Consider the following 16,946-nt stretch of genomic DNA (forward strand, 5'->3'; position numbering starts at 1 on the left):
CCCACCGATGGTGCCCCCAAACGCGACGAATACGGGAGAATACGGGTAGCCTGTTTTCTGTATAGCTTCCGTTACAACCTTGAACTACGAGGAGACTGAGAAAACATGGCGCACTCCGTAGAGATGCCCGAGCTGGGCGAGTCTGTCACCGAAGGCACGATCACCACGTGGCTGAAGGAAGTCGGCGATACCGTCGAGGTAGACGAGCCCCTGCTCGAGGTCTCAACCGATAAGGTCGACACCGAAATTCCGTCTCCAGTCGCCGGCGTCCTCATTGAGGTCAAGGCTGAGGAAGACGACACCGTCGAGGTCGGCGAGGTCATCGCCATCATCGGCGAGGAGGGAGAGGAAGCCACTGGCTCCGCCGACTCCGCCGACAAGGCTGAGGAAAAGGACGAGGCGAAGGACGAGGCCGCAGAGGAAAAGCCGGCCGAGAAGCAGGAAGCCAAGTCCGCACCGAAGGCATCCGGCTCCGCGACCGACGTCGAGATGCCTGAGCTCGGCGAGTCCGTCACCGAGGGCACCATCACCACCTGGCTCAAGGAGGTCGGCGACGAAGTCGAGGTCGACGAGCCGCTGCTCGAGGTCTCCACCGACAAGGTTGACACCGAAATCCCGTCCCCGGTCGCCGGCACCCTGGTTGAGGTCCTGGCCGATGAGGACGACACCGTCGAGGTCGGCGAGGTCATCGCCCGCATCGGCGACGCGGACGCCGCTGCTGCTGGCGCGGACGACGCAGCCGACGAGACCGAGGCTGAGGAAGAAGCTCCGGCCAAGGCAGACGAGCCGAAGCAGGACGCTCCGAAGCAGGAGAAGAAGTCCTCCGGCTCGGGCGCTGGCACCAAGATTGAGATGCCGGAGCTCGGCGAGTCCGTCACCGAGGGCACCATCACCACCTGGCTCAAGGAGGTCGGCGACGAAGTCGAGGTCGACGAGCCGCTGCTCGAGGTCTCCACCGACAAGGTCGACACCGAGATCCCGTCCCCGGTCGCCGGCACCCTGCTGGAGATCCTGGCTGAAGAGGACGACACCGTCGAGGTCGGCGGCGCCATCGCCGTTGTCGGCGACGCAGACGCCGCTGCCGCTGGCGCGGACGACGCAGCCGACGAGACCGAGGCTGAGGAAGAGGCTCCGGCCAAGGCAGAGGAGCCGAAGCAGGAAGCTCCGAAGGCTGCCCCGAAGCAGGAGGCACCCAAGAAGGAGGCCCCGAAGGCGGGCGCTTCCGAGAAGCTGGCAAACCGCGGTGGCGACATCCCGTACGTCACCCCGCTGGTGCGCAAGCTGGCCGACAAGCATGGCGTTGACCTCAGCACCGTTGAGGGCACCGGCGTTGGCGGCCGCATCCGCAAGCAGGACGTGCTGGCTGCCGCCAACGGCGAGTCCGCAGCTGACAAGGGCGCTTCCGCAACTGACAAGGGCGCGGCCGAGAAGCCGGCCGCCAAGGGTGCTCGCGCAAACTGGTCCACCAAGTCCGTGGACCCGGAGAAGCAGAAGCTCATCGGCACCACGCAGAAGGTCAACCGCATCCGCGAGATCACCGCTGCGAAGATGGTCGAGTCCCTGCAGACCACCGCCCAGCTCACCCACGTGCAGGAGGTCGACGTCACCCGCGTCGCAGAGCTGCGCAAGAAGGTCAAGCCGGCCTTCGTGGAGAAGCACGGCACGAACATCACCTACCTCGCCTTCTTCATCAAGGCGACGGCCGAGGCGCTAGTCTCCCACCCGAACGTCAACGCGTCCTACAACGCGGAGACCAAGGAGATCACCTACCACTCCGACGTGAACATCGGCATTGCTGTGGACACCCCGCAGGGCCTGCTCGTGCCGGTGATCAAGAAGGCGCAGGACATGGACCTCGCCGAGATTGCCAAGGCCATCAAGGACCTCGCCGAGCGCGCCCGCAACAAGAAGCTGCGCCCGGACGACCTGACCGGCGCCACCTTCACGGTGACCAACATCGGCTCCGAGGGCGCCATGCTGGACACCCCGATCCTCACCCCGCCGCAGGCCGGCATCCTGGGCACGGCGACGATTGAGAAGCGCCCGGTCATCGTCACCGAGGACGGCATCGACTCCATCGCGATCCGCCAGATGTGCTACCTGCCGTTCAGCTACGACCACCAGCTGGTCGACGGCGCAGACGCAGGTCGCTTCATTACCACGATCAAGGACCGCATCGAGGTCGGCGACTTCGAGGCAGACCTCGCCCTGTAGTTTCGCCGACTGATCCAGCGCTGGATCAACGGCACAGCGACACAGCGGCCCGGTCCCCCACGAACGGGGGCCGGGCCGCTGTGTGCGTTCTGGGACTCCCCCACAGTTCGAGTCACCTAAGGCCCAGACCGTATACTGACAGTGTTTGGCACCACTTTCGACCAAGGAGCACCTGTTGGATTACATCTCCCGTCATATTGGCCCCGACCAGAGCGAGCAGCGGCAAATGCTGGACGCGCTGGGTTACGAGTCGCTGGACGCCCTGATCAGTGCGGCGGTGCCGAAGGGCATCCTCGCTGACGGGCCGCTGCAGCTGCCGCAGGCGCTCACGGAGTACGAGGCGCAGGACCGCCTGCGCGAGATCGCAAGCCAGAACACCGTGCTCAAGGCCTTCTACGGCCAGGGCTACAACTCCACGCTCACCCCGCCAGTGATCCGCCGCGGCGTGATCGAGGACGCCGGTTGGTACACCGCCTACACCCCGTACCAGCCGGAAATCTCCCAGGGCCGCCTGGAGGCGCTGCTCAACTTCCAGACCATGGTGCAGGACCTCACCGGCCTGGACATTGCCAACGCTTCGCTGCTGGACGAGGCCTCCGCCGCCGCCGAGGCCGTCGGCCTCATGTCGCGCGCGGTGCGCAAGGGACGCAGGGTGCTTCTCGACGCCCGCCTGCACCCCCAGGTCATCACCGTCGCCAGCGAGCGCGCCCGCGCCATCGACCTTGAGGTCGAGGTCGCGGACCTGTCGCAGGGGGTCGTCGGCGAAGACCTCGTCGGCGCCGTGCTGGCCTACCCGGGCACCGAGGGCGACATCGCGGACCCGCGCCCGGTCATCGAGGCGATCCACGAGCGCGGCGGCCTGGTCACCGTCGACGCCGACATCCTCGCCCTGACCGTCCTGGAGTCGCCGGGCGAGCTCGGCGCGGACATCGCGATCGGCTCCTCTCAGCGCTTCGGCGTCCCGCTGTTCTACGGTGGCCCGCACGCTGCCTTCATGGCGGTGCCGGAGAAGCTCAAGCGCCAGCTGCCGGGCCGCCTGGTCGGCGTGTCCAAGGACGCCGAGGGCTTCCCCGCCTACCGCCTCGCACTGCAGACGCGCGAGCAGCACATCCGCCGCGAGCGCGCCACCTCCAACATTTGCACCGCCCAGGCGCTGCTCGCCGTAGCGGCCTCCATGTACGCCGTCTACCACGGGCCTAAAGGCCTGACCGAGATCGCGCGCACCGTCCACGACTTCGCCGCGAGATTCGCTGCGGGTGTGGAGGCCGCCGGCGCGCGCGTCAAGCACGCGCACTTCTTCGACACGGTGGCGGTTGAGGTTGGGGACGCGCAGGGGGTCGTCGATAAGCTTGCGCAGGCTGGTTACCTTGTGCGCGCCATCAATGCGACCACCGTGGGCGTGTCCTTCGGCGAGGACACCTCCGAGGCCGACCTCGCCGCACTCCTCGACGCCTTCGGCGCCACCGCGCCCGAGGACGCCGAAGCGCGCCTGCCCGAGGCGCTGGAGCGCCGCACGGAGTTCCTCACCCACGAGACGTTCAACGCGATCCACTCCGAGACCCAAATGATGCGCTACATCCGCACCCTTGGCGACAAGGACCTCGCGCTGGACCGCACGATGATCCCCCTCGGCTCCTGCACGATGAAGCTCAACCCCACCGCGGGCCTCGAGACCATCACCTGGCCCGAGTTCGCCAACGTGCACCCCTTCACCCCGGCCGAATACACCAAGGGCTGGGCCACGCTTATCGACGACCTGCGCACCTGGCTCATCAGCATCACCGGCTACGCCGAGGTCTCCCTGCAGCCCAACTCGGGCGCGACCGGTGAGCTCGCAGGCCTGCTCGCGATCCGCCGCTACCACGTGGCCAACGGCGACACCGAGCGCGACATTTGCCTGATCCCGGCGTCGGCACACGGGACGAACGCGGCGTCGGCAAGCTTGGCCAACCTGCGAGTCGTGGTGATCAAGACCGCCGACGACGGTTCGATCGACCTGAACGACCTCGACGCGCAGCTGGAGAAGCACGGCGAGCACGTCGCCGCCATCATGCTCACTTACCCGTCCACCCACGGTGTGTACGAGGACACCGTGCGCACCGTGGCCGACAAGGTCCACGCGGCCGGCGGCCAGGTATACATCGACGGCGCGAACATGAACGCGCTGACCGGCATCGCGCGCCCCGGCGACTTCGGCGGCGACGTGAGCCACCTCAACCTGCACAAGACCTTCACCATCCCGCACGGCGGCGGCGGCCCGGGCGTGGGCCCGATCGGCGTGGGCGAGCACCTCATTCCGTTCCTACCGGGCGACGCAAACGTCTCGCTCGAGCAGGCCTCGGCGCCTGTGCCTGGCGACGCCGGCGTCCCCGTCGCCGCGAGCCTCTACGGCTCCGCGGGCGTGCTGCAGATCTCGTGGGCCTACATCGCCATGAGCGGCGCGGACGGGCTGAAGGCCGCGACCCAGCACGCGGTGCTCGGCGCGAACTACCTGGCGCACCAGCTCAACGAATACTTCCCGGTGCTCTACACCGGCGACAACGGCATGGTGGGCCACGAGTGCATCCTGGATCTGCGCGAGCTGACCGACAAGTCCGGCGTGACCGCCGCGGACGTGGCGAAACGCCTGGTGGATTACGGCTTCCACGCGCCGACGCTGTCTTTCCCGGTCGCTGGCACCCTCATGGTCGAGCCGACCGAGTCCGAGGACCTGGCCGAGCTGGACCGCTTCGTCGAGGCGATGCGCTCCATCCACGGCGAGATCCAGGAAATCATCGACGGCCGCGTCGCCTACGAATCCTCCGTGCTGCACCACGCGCCGTTTACCGCCCACTCCGTGGTGCGCTCCGACTGGCCGTACGAGTTCAGCCGCGAGCAGGCGGCCTACCCGGTCGACCGGCTCGTGCACGCGAAGTACTTCCCGCCGGTGCGCCGCATCGACGAGGCGTACGGCGACCGCAACCTCGTCTGTGCATGCCCGCCGCCGGAAGCCTTTGGCATCAACACCGGCGAATAGTCCCCTCCCACTGAAAGCGAGAACCCTCATGGCTACCTCTCCCCTGCACGCGGCCCACGAGAAGCTGGGCGCCACGTTTACCGATTTCGGCGGCTGGAACATGCCGCTGAAGTACGGCAACGAGCTCGACGAGCACCGCGCGGTTCGCAGCGCCGTCGGCATCTTCGACCTCTCCCACATGGGCGAGATCGACGTCAAGGGCCCCGACGCCGCCGCGTTTTTGGACTACGCCCTGATTTCCAACATGTCCATCCTCAAGGTGGGCAAGGCGAAGTACTCCATGATCGTCGCCGAGGACGGCGGCATCCTGGACGACCTGATCACCTACAAGATGGCCGACGATCACTTCATGGTCGTGCCCAACGCCGCCAACACCGCCACCGTGTGGGCCGCCTTTGAGGCCCGCAAGGGTGACTTCGACGTTGAGCTGCGCAACGACTCCGAGGCCGTGGCGCTCGTCGCAGTCCAGGGCCCGAATGCGCTCAAGGTCCTCGAGCCTTTGCTAAGCGACGACGCCGACACCCTCGCCTACTACTCCGGCGCCTGGATGACCCTGCACCCGGCAGGCGGCGGGTCCGTCGAGGTGTTCGTCGCCCGCACCGGCTACACCGGCGAGGACGGCTTCGAGCTGTTCTGCGCCAACGCAGACGCCCAAGCGGTGTGGGACGCCGTGATCGGTTCCGGCACCCCGTGCGGGCTCGCCTCGCGCGACTCGCTGCGCCTCGAAGCGTCGATGCCGCTCTACGGCCACGAACTCACCACCAACATCACCCCGGTCGAGGCCGGGATGGGCCGCGCCTTTGCCAAGAAGGAAGCGGACTTTGTGGGCAAGGACGCGCTGACCGGCCGCGAGCCGTCTGTAGTCATCGCCGGTCTGACCTCCGAGCAGCGCCGCGCCGCGCGCGAGGGCGCGGAGGTGTTCCTGCCGGGCGCGGAGGACCGCATCGGTGTGGTCACCTCCGGCCAGCCTTCGCCGACGCTGGGCTACCCTGTTGCTCTGGCGCACATCGCGCCCGAGCACGCAGCGGTTGGCACGGCTGTGGAAATTGACATCCGTGGACGTCGCTATCCGTTTACTATCGTAGAGACCCCGTTTTACTCCCGAAAGGACGCCTAACATGGCACTGCAGAAGGACTTCTACTACTCCGAGGACCACGAGTGGATCAACGCCACCCCGGACACCGCCGTCGGCGCCACCGTGCGCGTGGGTATTACCAACGTGGCCGCTGATCGCCTGGGCGAGATCGTCTTCGCCGAGCTGCCGCAGGTGGGCGACACCGTCACCGCCGGCGAGCACTGCGGCGAGGTCGAGTCCACCAAGTCCGTCTCCGACCTGTTCTCCCCGGTCACCGGCACCGTGACCGCCGTCAACGAGGACATCGACGGCGCGTACGAGGCCATCAACAATGACCCGTACGGCGACGGCTGGCTCTTCGAGGTCGAGGTCGAGTCCGTCGGCGAGCTCATGACCGCCGACGAGTACGCCGCAGAGAACGGCGTCGAGGGCTAAACAGGGCTCAGCAGGGCTAAACACCCACCACTTCACGCGGGGCTAGAATGCAAAAGCATGACTGCCCCGCGTGACCCATTTTTCCCAGCCGACAAATCCATCCGCGCCGACGCCGCCACCCCGCTCGAGGTGCGCGACCTCGGCGTCGTGCCGTACCAGGAGGCGTGGGACCTGCAGGCGGAGCTCGCGGCGAAGCGCGCCGCGGGCGAGGTCGGCGACACCGTGCTCGTCCTCGAGCACCCCTCCACATTCACTGCGGGCAAGCGCACGCAGCCCGAGGACATGCCCGACGCCGACTACCCCGTCCCCGTGGTCAACGTGGACCGCGGCGGGCGCATCACGTGGCACGGCGAAGGCCAGCTGGTGGTCTACCCCATCATCAAACTCGCCGAGCCCGTCGACGTGGTCGACTACGTCCGCCGCCTGGAAGAGGCGCTCATTGAGACGGTCCGCGAGGCGGGCGTGACCACCGCCGGGCGCATCGACGGGCGCTCCGGCGTCTGGGTCCCCCACACCACGCGCGCCGCCGACCAGGCCGCCCCGACGCGCGACCGCAAGATCGCGGCCCTGGGAATTCGCATCACCCGCAGCGTCACCATGCACGGGCTGAGCCTCAATTGTGACAACACGCTCGCCCACTACGCGCACATCGTCGCCTGCGGCATTGACGACGCCGACGTGACCACCATGAGTCTGGAGTTGGGAAGGGACACGCGGGCGTCGGCAATCGCCCCAAGGCTCCTCCACCACCTCGACCGCGCGCTGTCCGGCGAGCTCACGGTGGCAAACCACACCTTCGCTTCGGCGCCCGACCCCACGAAGGGGCTGAAGAAGCGACCGCGGTAACGCAGTTCTTGACACGTCCGTTAACGTAGGGGGCGTGACTGTAGCACCAGAAGGCAGAAAGCTCCTCCGTATTGAAAAGCGCAACGCGGAGACTCCGATCGAGTCGAAACCGCGCTGGATCCGCAACCAGGTCAAAACGGGACCTGAGTACGAGGACATGAAACAAAAGGTCAAGGGCGCGGGCTTGCACACCGTGTGCCAGGAGGCCGGCTGCCCCAACATTCACGAATGCTGGGAATCCCGCGAGGCGACCTTCCTCATCGGCGGCTCCCGCTGCTCCCGCCGCTGCGATTTCTGCGACATCGCCTCCGGCAAGCCCGACCCGCTGGACCGCGACGAGCCGCGCCGCGTGGCCGAAGAGGTCCGCGGCATGAACCTCAACTACTCCACCATCACCGGCGTGACCCGCGACGACCTTGAGGACGAAGGCGCGTGGCTCTACGCCGAGGTCGTGCGCAAGATCCACGAGCTCAACCCGCACACCGGTGTGGAGAACCTCACCCCGGACTTCTCCGGCAAGCCGGACCTGCTCCAGGAGGTCTTCGAGGCCCGCCCCGAGGTCTTCGCGCACAACGTGGAGACCGTGCCGCGCATCTTCAAGCGCATCCGCCCGGCGTTCCGCTACGACCGTTCGCTGGACGTGATCCGCCAGGCGCGCGACTTCGGGCTGATCACCAAGTCCAACCTCATCCTCGGCATGGGCGAGACCCGCGAGGAGATCCTCGAGGCGTTGGCAGATCTGCAGGACGCCGGCACCGACATCATCACCATCACCCAGTACCTGCGTCCCGGCCCGACGTACCACCCGATCGACCGGTGGGTGAAGCCGGAGGAGTTCATCGAATACCGCGACGCCGCCTACGACATGGGCTTCGCCGCCGTCATGTCCGGCCCGCTCGTGCGTTCCTCCTACCGCGCCGGCAAGCTCTACGTCCAGGCGATGGAGCACCACGGCCGCGAGCTGCCCGAGAACCTCAAGCACCTCAAGGAGACCTCGCAGGGCGAAACGACGCAGGAGGCATCGACCCTGCTGAAGAAGTACGGCCCGTCGCAGGACCACCCCGTGGTCACTCGCTAAGCACTGCTTCACGCCCGCCTCAGCGGCGGGCGTTTCTTTTTGCTTGCCCGGGGCGTGCCATTAACATTGGCGACATGGCGAAGCAGGATGACAAGGCCGCAGCGAAGGCCGCGAAGAAGGAAGAGCGCGCCGCGAAGCGCGCGAAGAGCAAGCAGACGCGCAGCCAGGTGTGGCAGGCGTTCAAGATGCAAAAGGAGCGCGACAAGGCGCTCATCCCCATCATGCTGGGTTCGGTGCTCGGCGTGGGCCTGCTGTTCTTCCTCATCGGTCTGCTCTGGGGCGGGGAGTGGTTCATGCTGGTCATCGGCCTGCTGCTTGGTGCTGTGTTGGCGATGTGGCTGTTCTCCCGCCGCCTGGAGAAGTCCATGTACGATGAGGTCGGCGACACCCCGGGTGCCGCAGGCTGGACCCTGGAAAACATGCGCAACACTATGGGCATCGTCTGGCTGACCAAGAACGGCGTCCAGGCCAACACCCACATGGACACCATCCACCGCGTCGTGGGCAACCCCGGCGTCGTGCTGGTTGGAGAGGGCAATCCGAACCGCCTCAAGCCGATGATGGCGAAGGAACACAAGCGCGTCGACCGCCTCCTGGCCGGCGTGCCGATCCACGAGGTCTACGCCGGCGACGGCGAGGACCAGGTTCCCGTTCGTGACCTGCAGAAGCACCTGCTGAAGTTGCCGAAAAACTACAAGAAGGACGAGGTCTACTCCCTCAACGCCAAGCTCGAGGCGATGGACACCCGCAAAGGCCCCGGCCAGGTCGCCGGCATGCCGGGCGGCCCAATGCCGCGTCAGGCACAGAACATGGCGGGCATGAACCGCCGCATGCGCCGCATGCAGCAGCGCAAGGGTAAGTAGAGCGACCGGGCGGCTACCGGAGACGACGATGCGAATCGACCACACGCACCACGGCAGCGACGAGCACTTCGGCATGGGCGTAGAAGCCAGCACGGCGCTGCGCTTCGGCTCAATGCTGCTCACCTCCGGCGCGCCCGCCTACCGAGTCATCCGCGCCGTGAAGCGGTGCGCCCGCGCGCTCGGCTTCGACCACGCGGACGTCATCGTCGGGCTCGACACGCTCACCTGCACGTTCCACCGCGGCGAGCGGTTCCGCACCCTCGCCGCCGTGCTCCCGGTGCCCGGCGTGAACGCCTCGCGCATTGAGGCGCTGGAAAACTTTAGCCGCCACGAGCTGCACCACTACGCCACCGCCGAGGAAGTCAACGCGCTTCTCGACGACATCGAGCACATCCACACCCCTCGCTGGAGCCCCCTCGTGGCGTCGCTCGCCGCGGGCCTGGCGTGCGGCGGATTCGCGATCCTCAACCGCTTCTCCCTGCTCACCGCAGTGCTGGTGGTGATCGCTGCGGGCGTCGGCCAGTTCGTGCGCCAACGCCTGGCGCACAAGCGATTCCTCCAGCTCGGCGTGGTGATGATCGCCGGCGCCGTCTCCACCATCCTCTTCCTGCTGTTGTCGCTCCTCGTGCCGGGCGCGGACACGCAGCTCTCCGCCGGTTTCGTCGCCGCGATCCTCTACCTCATCCCCGGCTTCCCGCTGTTCGTGGCGCTCAATGACCTGTCGCGCTTCGACTTCAGCGCCGGCATCCCCCGGCTGTTCTACGCGCTCGAAGTGATCGTGGCCATGATGCTCACCGTCGCCGTGATCGCCATGATCACCAATGCTCCCCCGCCGCCGCACATCGCCGCGGAGCCGGAGCTCGGGTTCTACCTCGCCGCAGCCGTCGCCAGCTTCTTCAGTATCGGCGGCTTTGCCATCATCTTCAACGCCTCACGGCGCATGGCGCTCCTCGCCGCGACGCTCGGCACGGTCGCTAACATCCTGCGACTCGTCCTCCTCCACGCCGACATGCGGTACTTCCTCGCGTGCTTCCTCGGCACGCTCACCATCGGCATTCTCGGCCGCTGGCTCGGCCAGCACTTCCACGTCCCGCGCTCCACGGTCACCATCCCCGCGACCGTCGTGATGATCCCCGGCACCACGATCTACGCCGCGATGCAGGAGCTGACCAGCGGCGACGTCACCGGCGGCATCAGCGCCACCACCGAGGTCGTCCTCGCGGTGCTCTTCCTCTCCGGCGGGCTTACCGTCGCCCGCCTCATCACGGACCGCAATTGGGCGTTCCAGCACCACATCGACTTCCGCGAAAACCTCGGCGGCACGCCGGGCTAGTCGCTTATCGACGCCCCCCACTTCCCCCTTCTCAGCCGCGGATCACCGTCGTGTTCGTCGCCCGGTCGTGCATACCGCGGCCGTCCGCGTCCACGATCGCGGCCGGGAATACGAACCCGGTCAGGACGGTGCGCAGCGCGGCGCGCCAGAGGCCGACGGGCTCGGTGGCGTCGACACGCGCGACGCCCATGCCCAGCATGGCCATCCCGGGCGTGCGGGCCATGAGCCATCCGGTGAGGATGCCCAGGACGATCCAGACGAGGTAAGTCAGTGTGGCGGTGTCTCCCAGCGCATCCGTGGTGGCGGTAATCAGCGTCGCGATCGCCCACGCGAGGACCCAGTCGATGAGGACGCCGCCCGCGCGCCGCATTACCGACGCCTGCGAGCCCGGCCCCTCCGCCGGCAGCCCCAACGTCTGCCCTGGGTACTCCGGTGTGCCGCCGAACTGGTTCGGCATTTCCGGGCCTTCGCGCCAACTCTTCGATCCTGCCATGGTGACCAAGCCTAGCCGCGCCGCGCGAGCCACGAAAATGGGCGGGGTCCACGACCGCGGCGGGGCATTCGACTAAACTTGGTGTGGTTCACATTGTCGCCGTAAGGAGATAGCACGTGTCTTTCGAAAATATCGAGGACGTAACAAAATTCATCAAAGACGAGGAAGTCGAATTCGTCGACGTCAGGTTCACCGACGTTCCCGGCCGCGAACACCACTTCTCCATCCCGGCGTCCATGTTTGATGAGGATGTCATGGAAGAGGGCCTCGCATTCGACGGCTCCTCCATCCGCGGCTTCACCACCATTGAAGAGTCGGACATGACGCTCATGCCGGACCTGGCCACCGCGAAGCTTGACCAGTTCCGCGAGGCGAAGACCCTGAACGTGAAGTTCTTTGTCAACGACCCGTTCACCCACGAGGCCTTCTCGCGTGACCCGCGTAACGTGGCGCGCAAGGCGGAGGACTACCTGGCGTCGACAGGCATTGCGGACACCTGCAGCTTCGGTGCCGAGGCCGAGTTCTACCTCTTCGACTCCATCCGCTACGAGGCCGAGGGCCACCGCGCGTTCTACGAGATCGACGCGGAAGAGGGCTGGTGGAACCGCGGCAAGGAATCCGACGCCGACGGCAACCCGAACCTGGGCTACAAGAACCGCTACAAGGGCGGCTACTTCCCGGTCCCGCCGTACGACAAGACCGTCGACGTGCGCGACGCGATGGTCCGCAACCTCGACCAGGCCGGCTTCCACATCGAGCGTTTCCACCGCGAGGTGGGCAACGGCGGCCAGCAGGAGATCAACTACCGCTTCAACACCCTGCTGCACGCAGCCGATGACCTGCAAGACTTCAAGTACATTGTGAAGAACACGGCGACCCAGTTTGGCAAGACGGCGACGTTCATGCCGAAGCCGCTGGCCGGCGACAATGGTTCGGGCATGCACGCCCACCAGTCGCTGTGGAAGGACGGCGAGCCGCTGTTCTACGACGAGTCCGGCTACGGCGGCCTGTCCGACCTGGCACGCTGGTACATCGGGGGCATCCTCGAGCACGCCGGCGCCGTGCTCGCGTTTACCAACCCAACGCTGAACTCCTACCACCGCCTGGTCCCGGGCTTCGAGGCGCCGATCAACCTGGTGTACTCCCAGCGCAACCGCTCTGCCGCGATCCGCATCCCGATCACCGGCACCAACCCGAAGGCGAAGCGCATTGAGTTCCGCGCGCCGGACCCGTCGGGCAACCCCTACTTCGGCTTCGCCGCGATGATGATGGCGGGTATCGACGGCATCAAGAACCGCATCGAGCCGCACGCCCCGGTGGACAAGGACCTCTACGAGCTCCCGCCGGAGGAGGCGAAGGAGATCCCGCAGGCCCCGACCTCGCTCGAGGCCTCGCTCGCCGCCCTCGAGGCGGACCACGACTTCCTCACCGAAGGTGACGTCTTCACCGACGACCTGATCCAGACCTACCTCACGCTCAAGCGCGAGGACGAGATCGCGCCGGCCCAGCTGCGCCCGACGCCGCTCGAGTTCGAAATGTACTTCGACTGCTAGCTCGCGCGCGTAAGTCAAAACCCCGAGGGTGTTCCCTCGGGGTTTGCTTATGCCCGGATGCCTAGGTCGAAGTCGTCAACTCCGGAGAGGCTTCGCGGGTTAAGTCGTGTGGTGATGCCGATCCGATTCCAGGCGTTGATCGCCACGACCGCCATGAGCAGGTTTCTCGCGCCCTTCTCCCCGTGCAGGCGTTCAGCCCGCTCCCAGAGCTCGTCCGGCACGGACTCCTCCCCGTGGATTCGGGTCACGGCGTCGGTGAGCTCGAGCGCTGCGCACTCTTCGTCAGAGAATTGCTCCTTGTAGTCGGTCCAGCGCTCAGTGCTGCTGATCTTTTCTTCGCTCCAGCCGTCTTTCTTCGCGTCGCGCCGGTGCATGGCCAGGCAGTACACGCACTGGTTGAGCGCGGAAGCCCGCAGCTGCACCAGGTGCGAATAGCGTTTGTCCACACGTGCTCGGACGTACGTTTCCAGCCCGAGCATGGGCGCGTAGGCGACTTTCGGTATGGGCTTTCTCGTTGCGGACATGTGACAATGCTACACGGCCCGGACCAAAGTGGCCCGGGCCGCAAGCACATCGTTTCTAGTGCGTCGTGCTTTAGCCTTCCTGCGGCTCGATGGTGGTAGCCTTCGCCTCCACAAACTCAATGCCGTGGCCCTGGCTGCCCAGGGCAATGGTCTCTCGGTCGATGAGGTAGACCGCCGGGTTGGCCTGCAGAATCGTCTTCAGGTCCTTGGCGGCAGCCTCTGCCGCCGGGTCGCACAGCGCCTGGGTCTGTGCAAGATCGCCGACGTGCAGCTTGCCCTGCTCATCGAAGTGATAGGTCCCGTTGCCTGAGTTGCATCCGTCGCCGTAGGAGAAGGTGCCATCCGGGCTGAATTCGATGGTCACGTTCTCGTTGGCCTTCGCCTGCAGCGGGCGCTCGACGGAAGAAGCCCACAGGTGCTCGGGAGCCTGCTGCGCGTACTCGGGCAGCGCGGTGATCAGGCCGCCCTGCTCGGCCGGAGCACCCGGCTGCTGAGCGCTGGAGCCCGGCAGCTGCGGTGCGCCGCCGAGCAGGGTAGAGCTCAACCCGACTGCGGTCTCGACGATCGCAGGGTCAGACGACAGGCCCTGCGGCAGCTCCTGTGCGTGGGCGGTGCCGGTAGCGCCACCCATCAGGGCGACGGCAATGGTTGCGGTGGACAGTTTCTTCATGATCTTGGAAACCATGTCCCTCAACCTACCGAGCAAAACCGCCAAATCAACCACCTTGAGGGAACTAGAACGGTATCTCCAGGGCGCTCCTAAACGCGGCGGTCGAAGCTGAGAGTCACATGAAAATTAACGCGAACAGTTGACAATCCGTTGTGTTTATACAACACTCTGAGTCATGTCCCCAAAGAAAAGACCTGTGGATCCGATCTTCAACCGTATCCGCGTGCTGCGCACCGAACGGGACATGTCGCGTGGACAGCTCGCGGAAGCGGTTGAAGTCAATCCACAAACCATCGGAGCGCTCGAGCGCGGCGACCACTACCCCAGCCTCGACCTCGCATTCAAAATCTGCGACGTCTTCGGGCTGCCTGTGGAAGCCGTGTTCTCCCGTACCGAGTTCACGCCAATGTCAACCGAGATCTACCGCACACCCTAAAACCCCGAAAGGACTCCCCATGGCACCGAAAGATGTTCACGCGATCGTCGTGAAGCGAAAGCGACTCACTCTGGCCACCGACGTCGGAATCGCGATCGTACTGCTCGCTGCGGTCCTCCAACTTTTCAACCCCACCGTGTCCACTGCGCTGTGGCTCGGCGGGGGTGCGCTCGCCGCGGTCGGAATCTTGCTGCTTCGCAAGTCCATCGGCGGGGCCGACATGCCGCGCGCCGAGCTCGACGAGTACGAGACCCAGCGGCACATCGAGGCACGCGACGAGGGACTAAGCTGGTCCATCTTCTCCTCGACCGCCATGTTTGTCCTAGCAGGATTCTTGGCGCTCGCGACGCGCCTCGGATTCGAACCGTCGAACGTTGACGTGGCGCTGTTCTTTGCCAAACTACTCTTCTGCCAGATGCTCTGGATCCCGTTCGTGGTGGCGCGCTCGCTGGCGGGCAAGATCAACCGCGACGCGCTCATCGCCGCCGAGTAACTACTGCGCGGCGGCCTTGGTGAACTCGATCGCCTTCGCCTGGCTCCCGAGCGCGACGCCACCGTTAACCTGGTACACGGCCGGGGTGGACTGCAGCACCGACTTCAGCGCGGCGGCGTTGTTCATCGTCGCGGAATCGCACATGACGCGGGTCTCCGAAAGGCCGCTGACGTGCAGCGCGCCGGCGTCGTCGATGGTGTACAGGCCGTTGCCGGAGTTGCAGCCGTCGCTGTAGGTGAGCGTGCCGTCGGCGCGCAGCTCCACGGTCATCGCCTGGCTCTGCTTCGCCTCAAGCAGCCCGGTCACCGCGCGCTGCGCCTGCGACTTGGGCAGCGGCTGCGCGTCGGCGGGCAGGGTGGTCACGACGGAAGACTGTGACGCGCGCTGCTCCGCCGCCTTCCCGCTCGCGCCGCCAAGTACGGTGGCGTTGAGCTCGCCAAGGCGGTCGGTATCGACGTAGTCGGTCGCGTCCAGGCTTGCGACGCTCGGCACAGACGACAGGTCCTGCGCCCCCGCCGTACCGACGCCGCTGAGCGCCAGCGCGCCGATCGCCGCCGCGGCAGCCGTCTTGGTGGTCAATTTCCGTACGATCTGGTTAGCCATGCGGACCAACGTACCGGCGCCCCGGCGCGATCTCCCGCGAAACGAACACGTCTTATGAAAGCGTTACAGAACTGCCACCGCACACCAAGGTCGAGTGTGTGGTGTCCTTTGCTACGCTTGAGGGACTTTTACGCTACGTCGATAAGGAGCCCCCATGCCGTTCCGTTTCCGCCGCTCCAAGAAGTTCGGGCCGTTCCGATTCACCCTGTCCGGCTCCGGCCTCTCCGCGTCCGTCGGCTCCGGGCCGTTCCGCTACACGTTCAACTCCAACGGCGGCCGCACGCGCACGATGCGCACCGGTATTCCGGGCTTGCGCTACGAGGAGCGCGACACCCCGAACCAGGTGCGCAGGAAGAAGCGCGCGAAGCAGCAGCGCAAGCAGGTTGGCAAGGAGCAGGCTAGCTTCGACGAGATTTCGCAGCAGTACCGCTAGCCACCAGCCACCAAATCGCGGCGGTGGCAAGCACGGTCGCGCCTATCGACGCCACCGCATCCCCCACCGTCGCCTCAGCCAAGCCCGCAACGGGCACGTGGAAGGGATCCGGTAGGATCGCGAGCGTGTTCGCCACGGCGTGCACTGCCAACGACGCCTCCAGCCCGCCCGTTGCCCACGTGAGGAACGCGCCGCAGAGCGCGAACGTCGCGACGCTGAGCTGGCCTCGCCAGCCGTAGTCGTGGACGGAGACGAACATCAACGCGGGGACGAGGTAGGCCACCCACGGCGAGCGGGTCCACTGCCCTACTGCCTGCACCAGCGAGCCGCGAAACACCAGCTCTTCCGACAGCGCCTGCAGCGGGATGAGCGCGACGAGGATGCACAACGCACCGAAGTTCTCTGCGGTGAACGCACCGTCCGCGGGTTCGCTCCGCCACAGCAAGTACCCTAGCTCCGCACCGAACGCGACGAGCGCCGGCACCAGCGCGATGCCAAAGATGCGCCACCGGAAGCGGCGCTCCACCGACCACAGCGCGGACGGGCGCCGGCCCCGCAACCACGCGGCGATGAACGCCGCAGGGATCGTCGCGGCCTCTATTGACCCCGCCGCGAGCGCGAGCCAAGGCGTGTCCACGAACTCGAACTCGCCCATCGCTTTGACCGACGGGGCGAAGAACTGATCCGCCGCGCTGAAGAGCGCGAGCATCGCGGCGAAGATGCCGAAGAAGAGTACGAGGACGACGACGAACTCGAGAAGCGGACGCCACCAGGCAACGCGCGGCGCCCCGTCGCGGCCGAGCATATGATAGGAACCCATAACTTCATGATACGCCGCTGGGGTGGGGTAACGTGGCGTCGTGAAGCAATAGGGATTACC

General features: G+C 66.3%; 17 protein-coding genes. 12 read left to right on the forward strand and 5 right to left on the reverse strand.

From position 1 onward, the window contains the following. Positions 1-105: 105 nt before the first annotated feature. The 8 genes from sucB (at position 106) to FPH17_RS02405 (ending at position 10,861) form a co-directional block, all read left to right on the forward strand. Positions 106-2,214 (forward strand): 2-oxoglutarate dehydrogenase, E2 component, dihydrolipoamide succinyltransferase, encoded by a 2,109-nt coding sequence (gene sucB / locus FPH17_RS02370; protein ID WP_154878519.1) that lies wholly within the window; start codon positions 106-108, stop codon positions 2,212-2,214. 175 nt (positions 2,215-2,389) lie between these two features. Beyond that, the gene (gene gcvP / locus FPH17_RS02375; protein WP_154878597.1) at positions 2,390-5,230 is read left to right on the forward strand and encodes an aminomethyl-transferring glycine dehydrogenase; all 2,841 of its coding nucleotides are present in this window, start codon (positions 2,390-2,392) and stop codon (positions 5,228-5,230) included. A gap of 28 nt (positions 5,231-5,258) precedes the next feature. Then, a complete protein-coding gene (gcvT, locus tag FPH17_RS02380) occupies positions 5,259-6,347 on the forward strand; it encodes a glycine cleavage system aminomethyltransferase GcvT (RefSeq protein WP_154878520.1) in 1,089 nt (362 codons plus the stop codon). A gap of 1 nt (position 6,348) precedes the next feature. Beyond that, the gene (gene gcvH, locus FPH17_RS02385) at positions 6,349-6,741 is read left to right on the forward strand and encodes a glycine cleavage system protein GcvH (RefSeq protein WP_095278151.1); all 393 of its coding nucleotides are present in this window, start codon (positions 6,349-6,351) and stop codon (positions 6,739-6,741) included. Between the two features lie 57 nt (positions 6,742-6,798). Next, on the forward strand, positions 6,799-7,587 hold the full coding sequence (gene lipB, locus FPH17_RS02390; RefSeq protein ID WP_154878521.1) for a lipoyl(octanoyl) transferase LipB: 789 nt from the start codon (positions 6,799-6,801) through the stop codon (positions 7,585-7,587). A gap of 34 nt (positions 7,588-7,621) precedes the next feature. Next, positions 7,622-8,665, forward strand: coding sequence for a lipoyl synthase (lipA, locus tag FPH17_RS02395; protein WP_154878522.1), 1,044 nt, complete (start codon positions 7,622-7,624; stop codon positions 8,663-8,665). A 74-nt stretch (positions 8,666-8,739) separates the two neighbouring features. After that, positions 8,740-9,528: a DUF4191 domain-containing protein gene (locus FPH17_RS02400; RefSeq protein WP_095555411.1), complete on the forward strand. Its 789-nt coding sequence runs from the start codon at positions 8,740-8,742 to the stop codon at positions 9,526-9,528. Between the two features lie 28 nt (positions 9,529-9,556). Beyond that, entirely contained in the window at positions 9,557-10,861 is a 1,305-nt protein-coding gene (locus FPH17_RS02405) for a threonine/serine exporter family protein (RefSeq protein ID WP_095534917.1), read from the forward strand. 31 nt (positions 10,862-10,892) lie between these two features. Here FPH17_RS02405 and FPH17_RS02410 read toward each other — a convergent pair whose 3' ends face one another. Then, positions 10,893-11,354 carry an RDD family protein gene (locus tag FPH17_RS02410; RefSeq protein WP_095534918.1) on the reverse strand — a complete coding sequence of 154 codons (462 nt, stop codon included), beginning with the start codon at positions 11,352-11,354 and terminating at the stop codon, positions 10,893-10,895. Positions 11,355-11,470: 116 nt separating this feature from the next. Here FPH17_RS02410 and glnA point away from each other — a divergent pair, with 116 nt between their 5' ends. Then, positions 11,471-12,907: a type I glutamate--ammonia ligase gene (glnA, locus tag FPH17_RS02415; protein WP_095278165.1), complete on the forward strand. Its 1,437-nt coding sequence runs from the start codon at positions 11,471-11,473 to the stop codon at positions 12,905-12,907. Between the two features lie 47 nt (positions 12,908-12,954). On the opposite strand, the gene FPH17_RS02420 is transcribed toward glnA, so the two are convergent. Both FPH17_RS02420 and FPH17_RS02425 read right to left on the reverse strand, forming a co-directional pair. After that, complete coding sequence (locus FPH17_RS02420) at positions 12,955-13,431, reverse strand: carboxymuconolactone decarboxylase family protein (RefSeq protein ID WP_154878523.1); 477 nt, start codon at positions 13,429-13,431, stop codon at positions 12,955-12,957. A gap of 70 nt (positions 13,432-13,501) precedes the next feature. Continuing rightward, positions 13,502-14,116, reverse strand: a complete 615-nt coding sequence (locus tag FPH17_RS02425; RefSeq protein WP_154878524.1) for an META domain-containing protein — start codon at positions 14,114-14,116, stop codon at positions 13,502-13,504. A 160-nt stretch (positions 14,117-14,276) separates the two neighbouring features. On the opposite strand from FPH17_RS02425, the gene FPH17_RS02430 reads away from it, so the two are divergent. Both FPH17_RS02430 and FPH17_RS02435 read left to right on the forward strand, forming a co-directional pair. Continuing rightward, complete coding sequence (locus FPH17_RS02430) at positions 14,277-14,537, forward strand: helix-turn-helix transcriptional regulator (protein ID WP_095278171.1); 261 nt, start codon at positions 14,277-14,279, stop codon at positions 14,535-14,537. A gap of 19 nt (positions 14,538-14,556) precedes the next feature. Continuing rightward, a complete protein-coding gene (locus FPH17_RS02435; protein ID WP_095534922.1) occupies positions 14,557-15,030 on the forward strand; it encodes a hypothetical protein in 474 nt (157 codons plus the stop codon). On the opposite strand, the gene FPH17_RS02440 is transcribed toward FPH17_RS02435, so the two are convergent. Further along, a complete protein-coding gene (locus FPH17_RS02440) occupies positions 15,031-15,633 on the reverse strand; it encodes an META domain-containing protein (RefSeq protein WP_154878525.1) in 603 nt (200 codons plus the stop codon). Between the two features lie 154 nt (positions 15,634-15,787). Here FPH17_RS02440 and FPH17_RS02445 point away from each other — a divergent pair, with 154 nt between their 5' ends. Further along, on the forward strand, positions 15,788-16,066 hold the full coding sequence (locus tag FPH17_RS02445) for a DUF4236 domain-containing protein (protein WP_154878526.1): 279 nt from the start codon (positions 15,788-15,790) through the stop codon (positions 16,064-16,066). Here FPH17_RS02445 and FPH17_RS02450 read toward each other — a convergent pair. Then, positions 16,032-16,886: a CPBP family intramembrane glutamic endopeptidase gene (locus FPH17_RS02450; RefSeq protein WP_154878527.1), complete on the reverse strand. Its 855-nt coding sequence runs from the start codon at positions 16,884-16,886 to the stop codon at positions 16,032-16,034. The genes FPH17_RS02445 and FPH17_RS02450 overlap by 35 nt on opposite strands. Positions 16,887-16,946 lie beyond the last annotated feature (60 nt).

It is taken from the genome of Corynebacterium gottingense, from assembly GCF_007559235.1.
Taxonomy (GTDB): Bacteria; Actinomycetota; Actinomycetes; order Mycobacteriales; family Mycobacteriaceae; genus Corynebacterium; species Corynebacterium gottingense.

Bases quoted from the DNA above. Each gene is read 5' to 3' on its own strand.
- sucB (WP_154878519.1), top strand. From the start codon at position 106: ATGGCGCACTCCGTAGAGATGCCCGAGCTGGGCGAGTCTGTCACCGAA.
- gcvT (WP_154878520.1), top strand. From the start codon at position 5,259: ATGGCTACCTCTCCCCTGCACGCGGCCCACGAGAAGCTGGGCGCCACG.
- gcvH (WP_095278151.1), top strand. From the start codon at position 6,349: ATGGCACTGCAGAAGGACTTCTACTACTCCGAGGACCACGAGTGGATC.
- lipB (WP_154878521.1), top strand. From the start codon at position 6,799: ATGACTGCCCCGCGTGACCCATTTTTCCCAGCCGACAAATCCATCCGC.
- FPH17_RS02400 (WP_095555411.1), top strand. From the start codon at position 8,740: ATGGCGAAGCAGGATGACAAGGCCGCAGCGAAGGCCGCGAAGAAGGAA.
- FPH17_RS02405 (WP_095534917.1), top strand. From the start codon at position 9,557: ATGCGAATCGACCACACGCACCACGGCAGCGACGAGCACTTCGGCATG.
- FPH17_RS02410 (WP_095534918.1), bottom strand. From the start codon at position 11,354: ATGGCAGGATCGAAGAGTTGGCGCGAAGGCCCGGAAATGCCGAACCAG.
- FPH17_RS02420 (WP_154878523.1), bottom strand. From the start codon at position 13,431: ATGTCCGCAACGAGAAAGCCCATACCGAAAGTCGCCTACGCGCCCATG.
- FPH17_RS02425 (WP_154878524.1), bottom strand. From the start codon at position 14,116: ATGGTTTCCAAGATCATGAAGAAACTGTCCACCGCAACCATTGCCGTC.
- FPH17_RS02430 (WP_095278171.1), top strand. From the start codon at position 14,277: ATGTCCCCAAAGAAAAGACCTGTGGATCCGATCTTCAACCGTATCCGC.
- FPH17_RS02435 (WP_095534922.1), top strand. From the start codon at position 14,557: ATGGCACCGAAAGATGTTCACGCGATCGTCGTGAAGCGAAAGCGACTC.
- FPH17_RS02440 (WP_154878525.1), bottom strand. From the start codon at position 15,633: ATGGCTAACCAGATCGTACGGAAATTGACCACCAAGACGGCTGCCGCG.
- FPH17_RS02445 (WP_154878526.1), top strand. From the start codon at position 15,788: ATGCCGTTCCGTTTCCGCCGCTCCAAGAAGTTCGGGCCGTTCCGATTC.
- FPH17_RS02450 (WP_154878527.1), bottom strand. From the start codon at position 16,886: ATGGGTTCCTATCATATGCTCGGCCGCGACGGGGCGCCGCGCGTTGCC.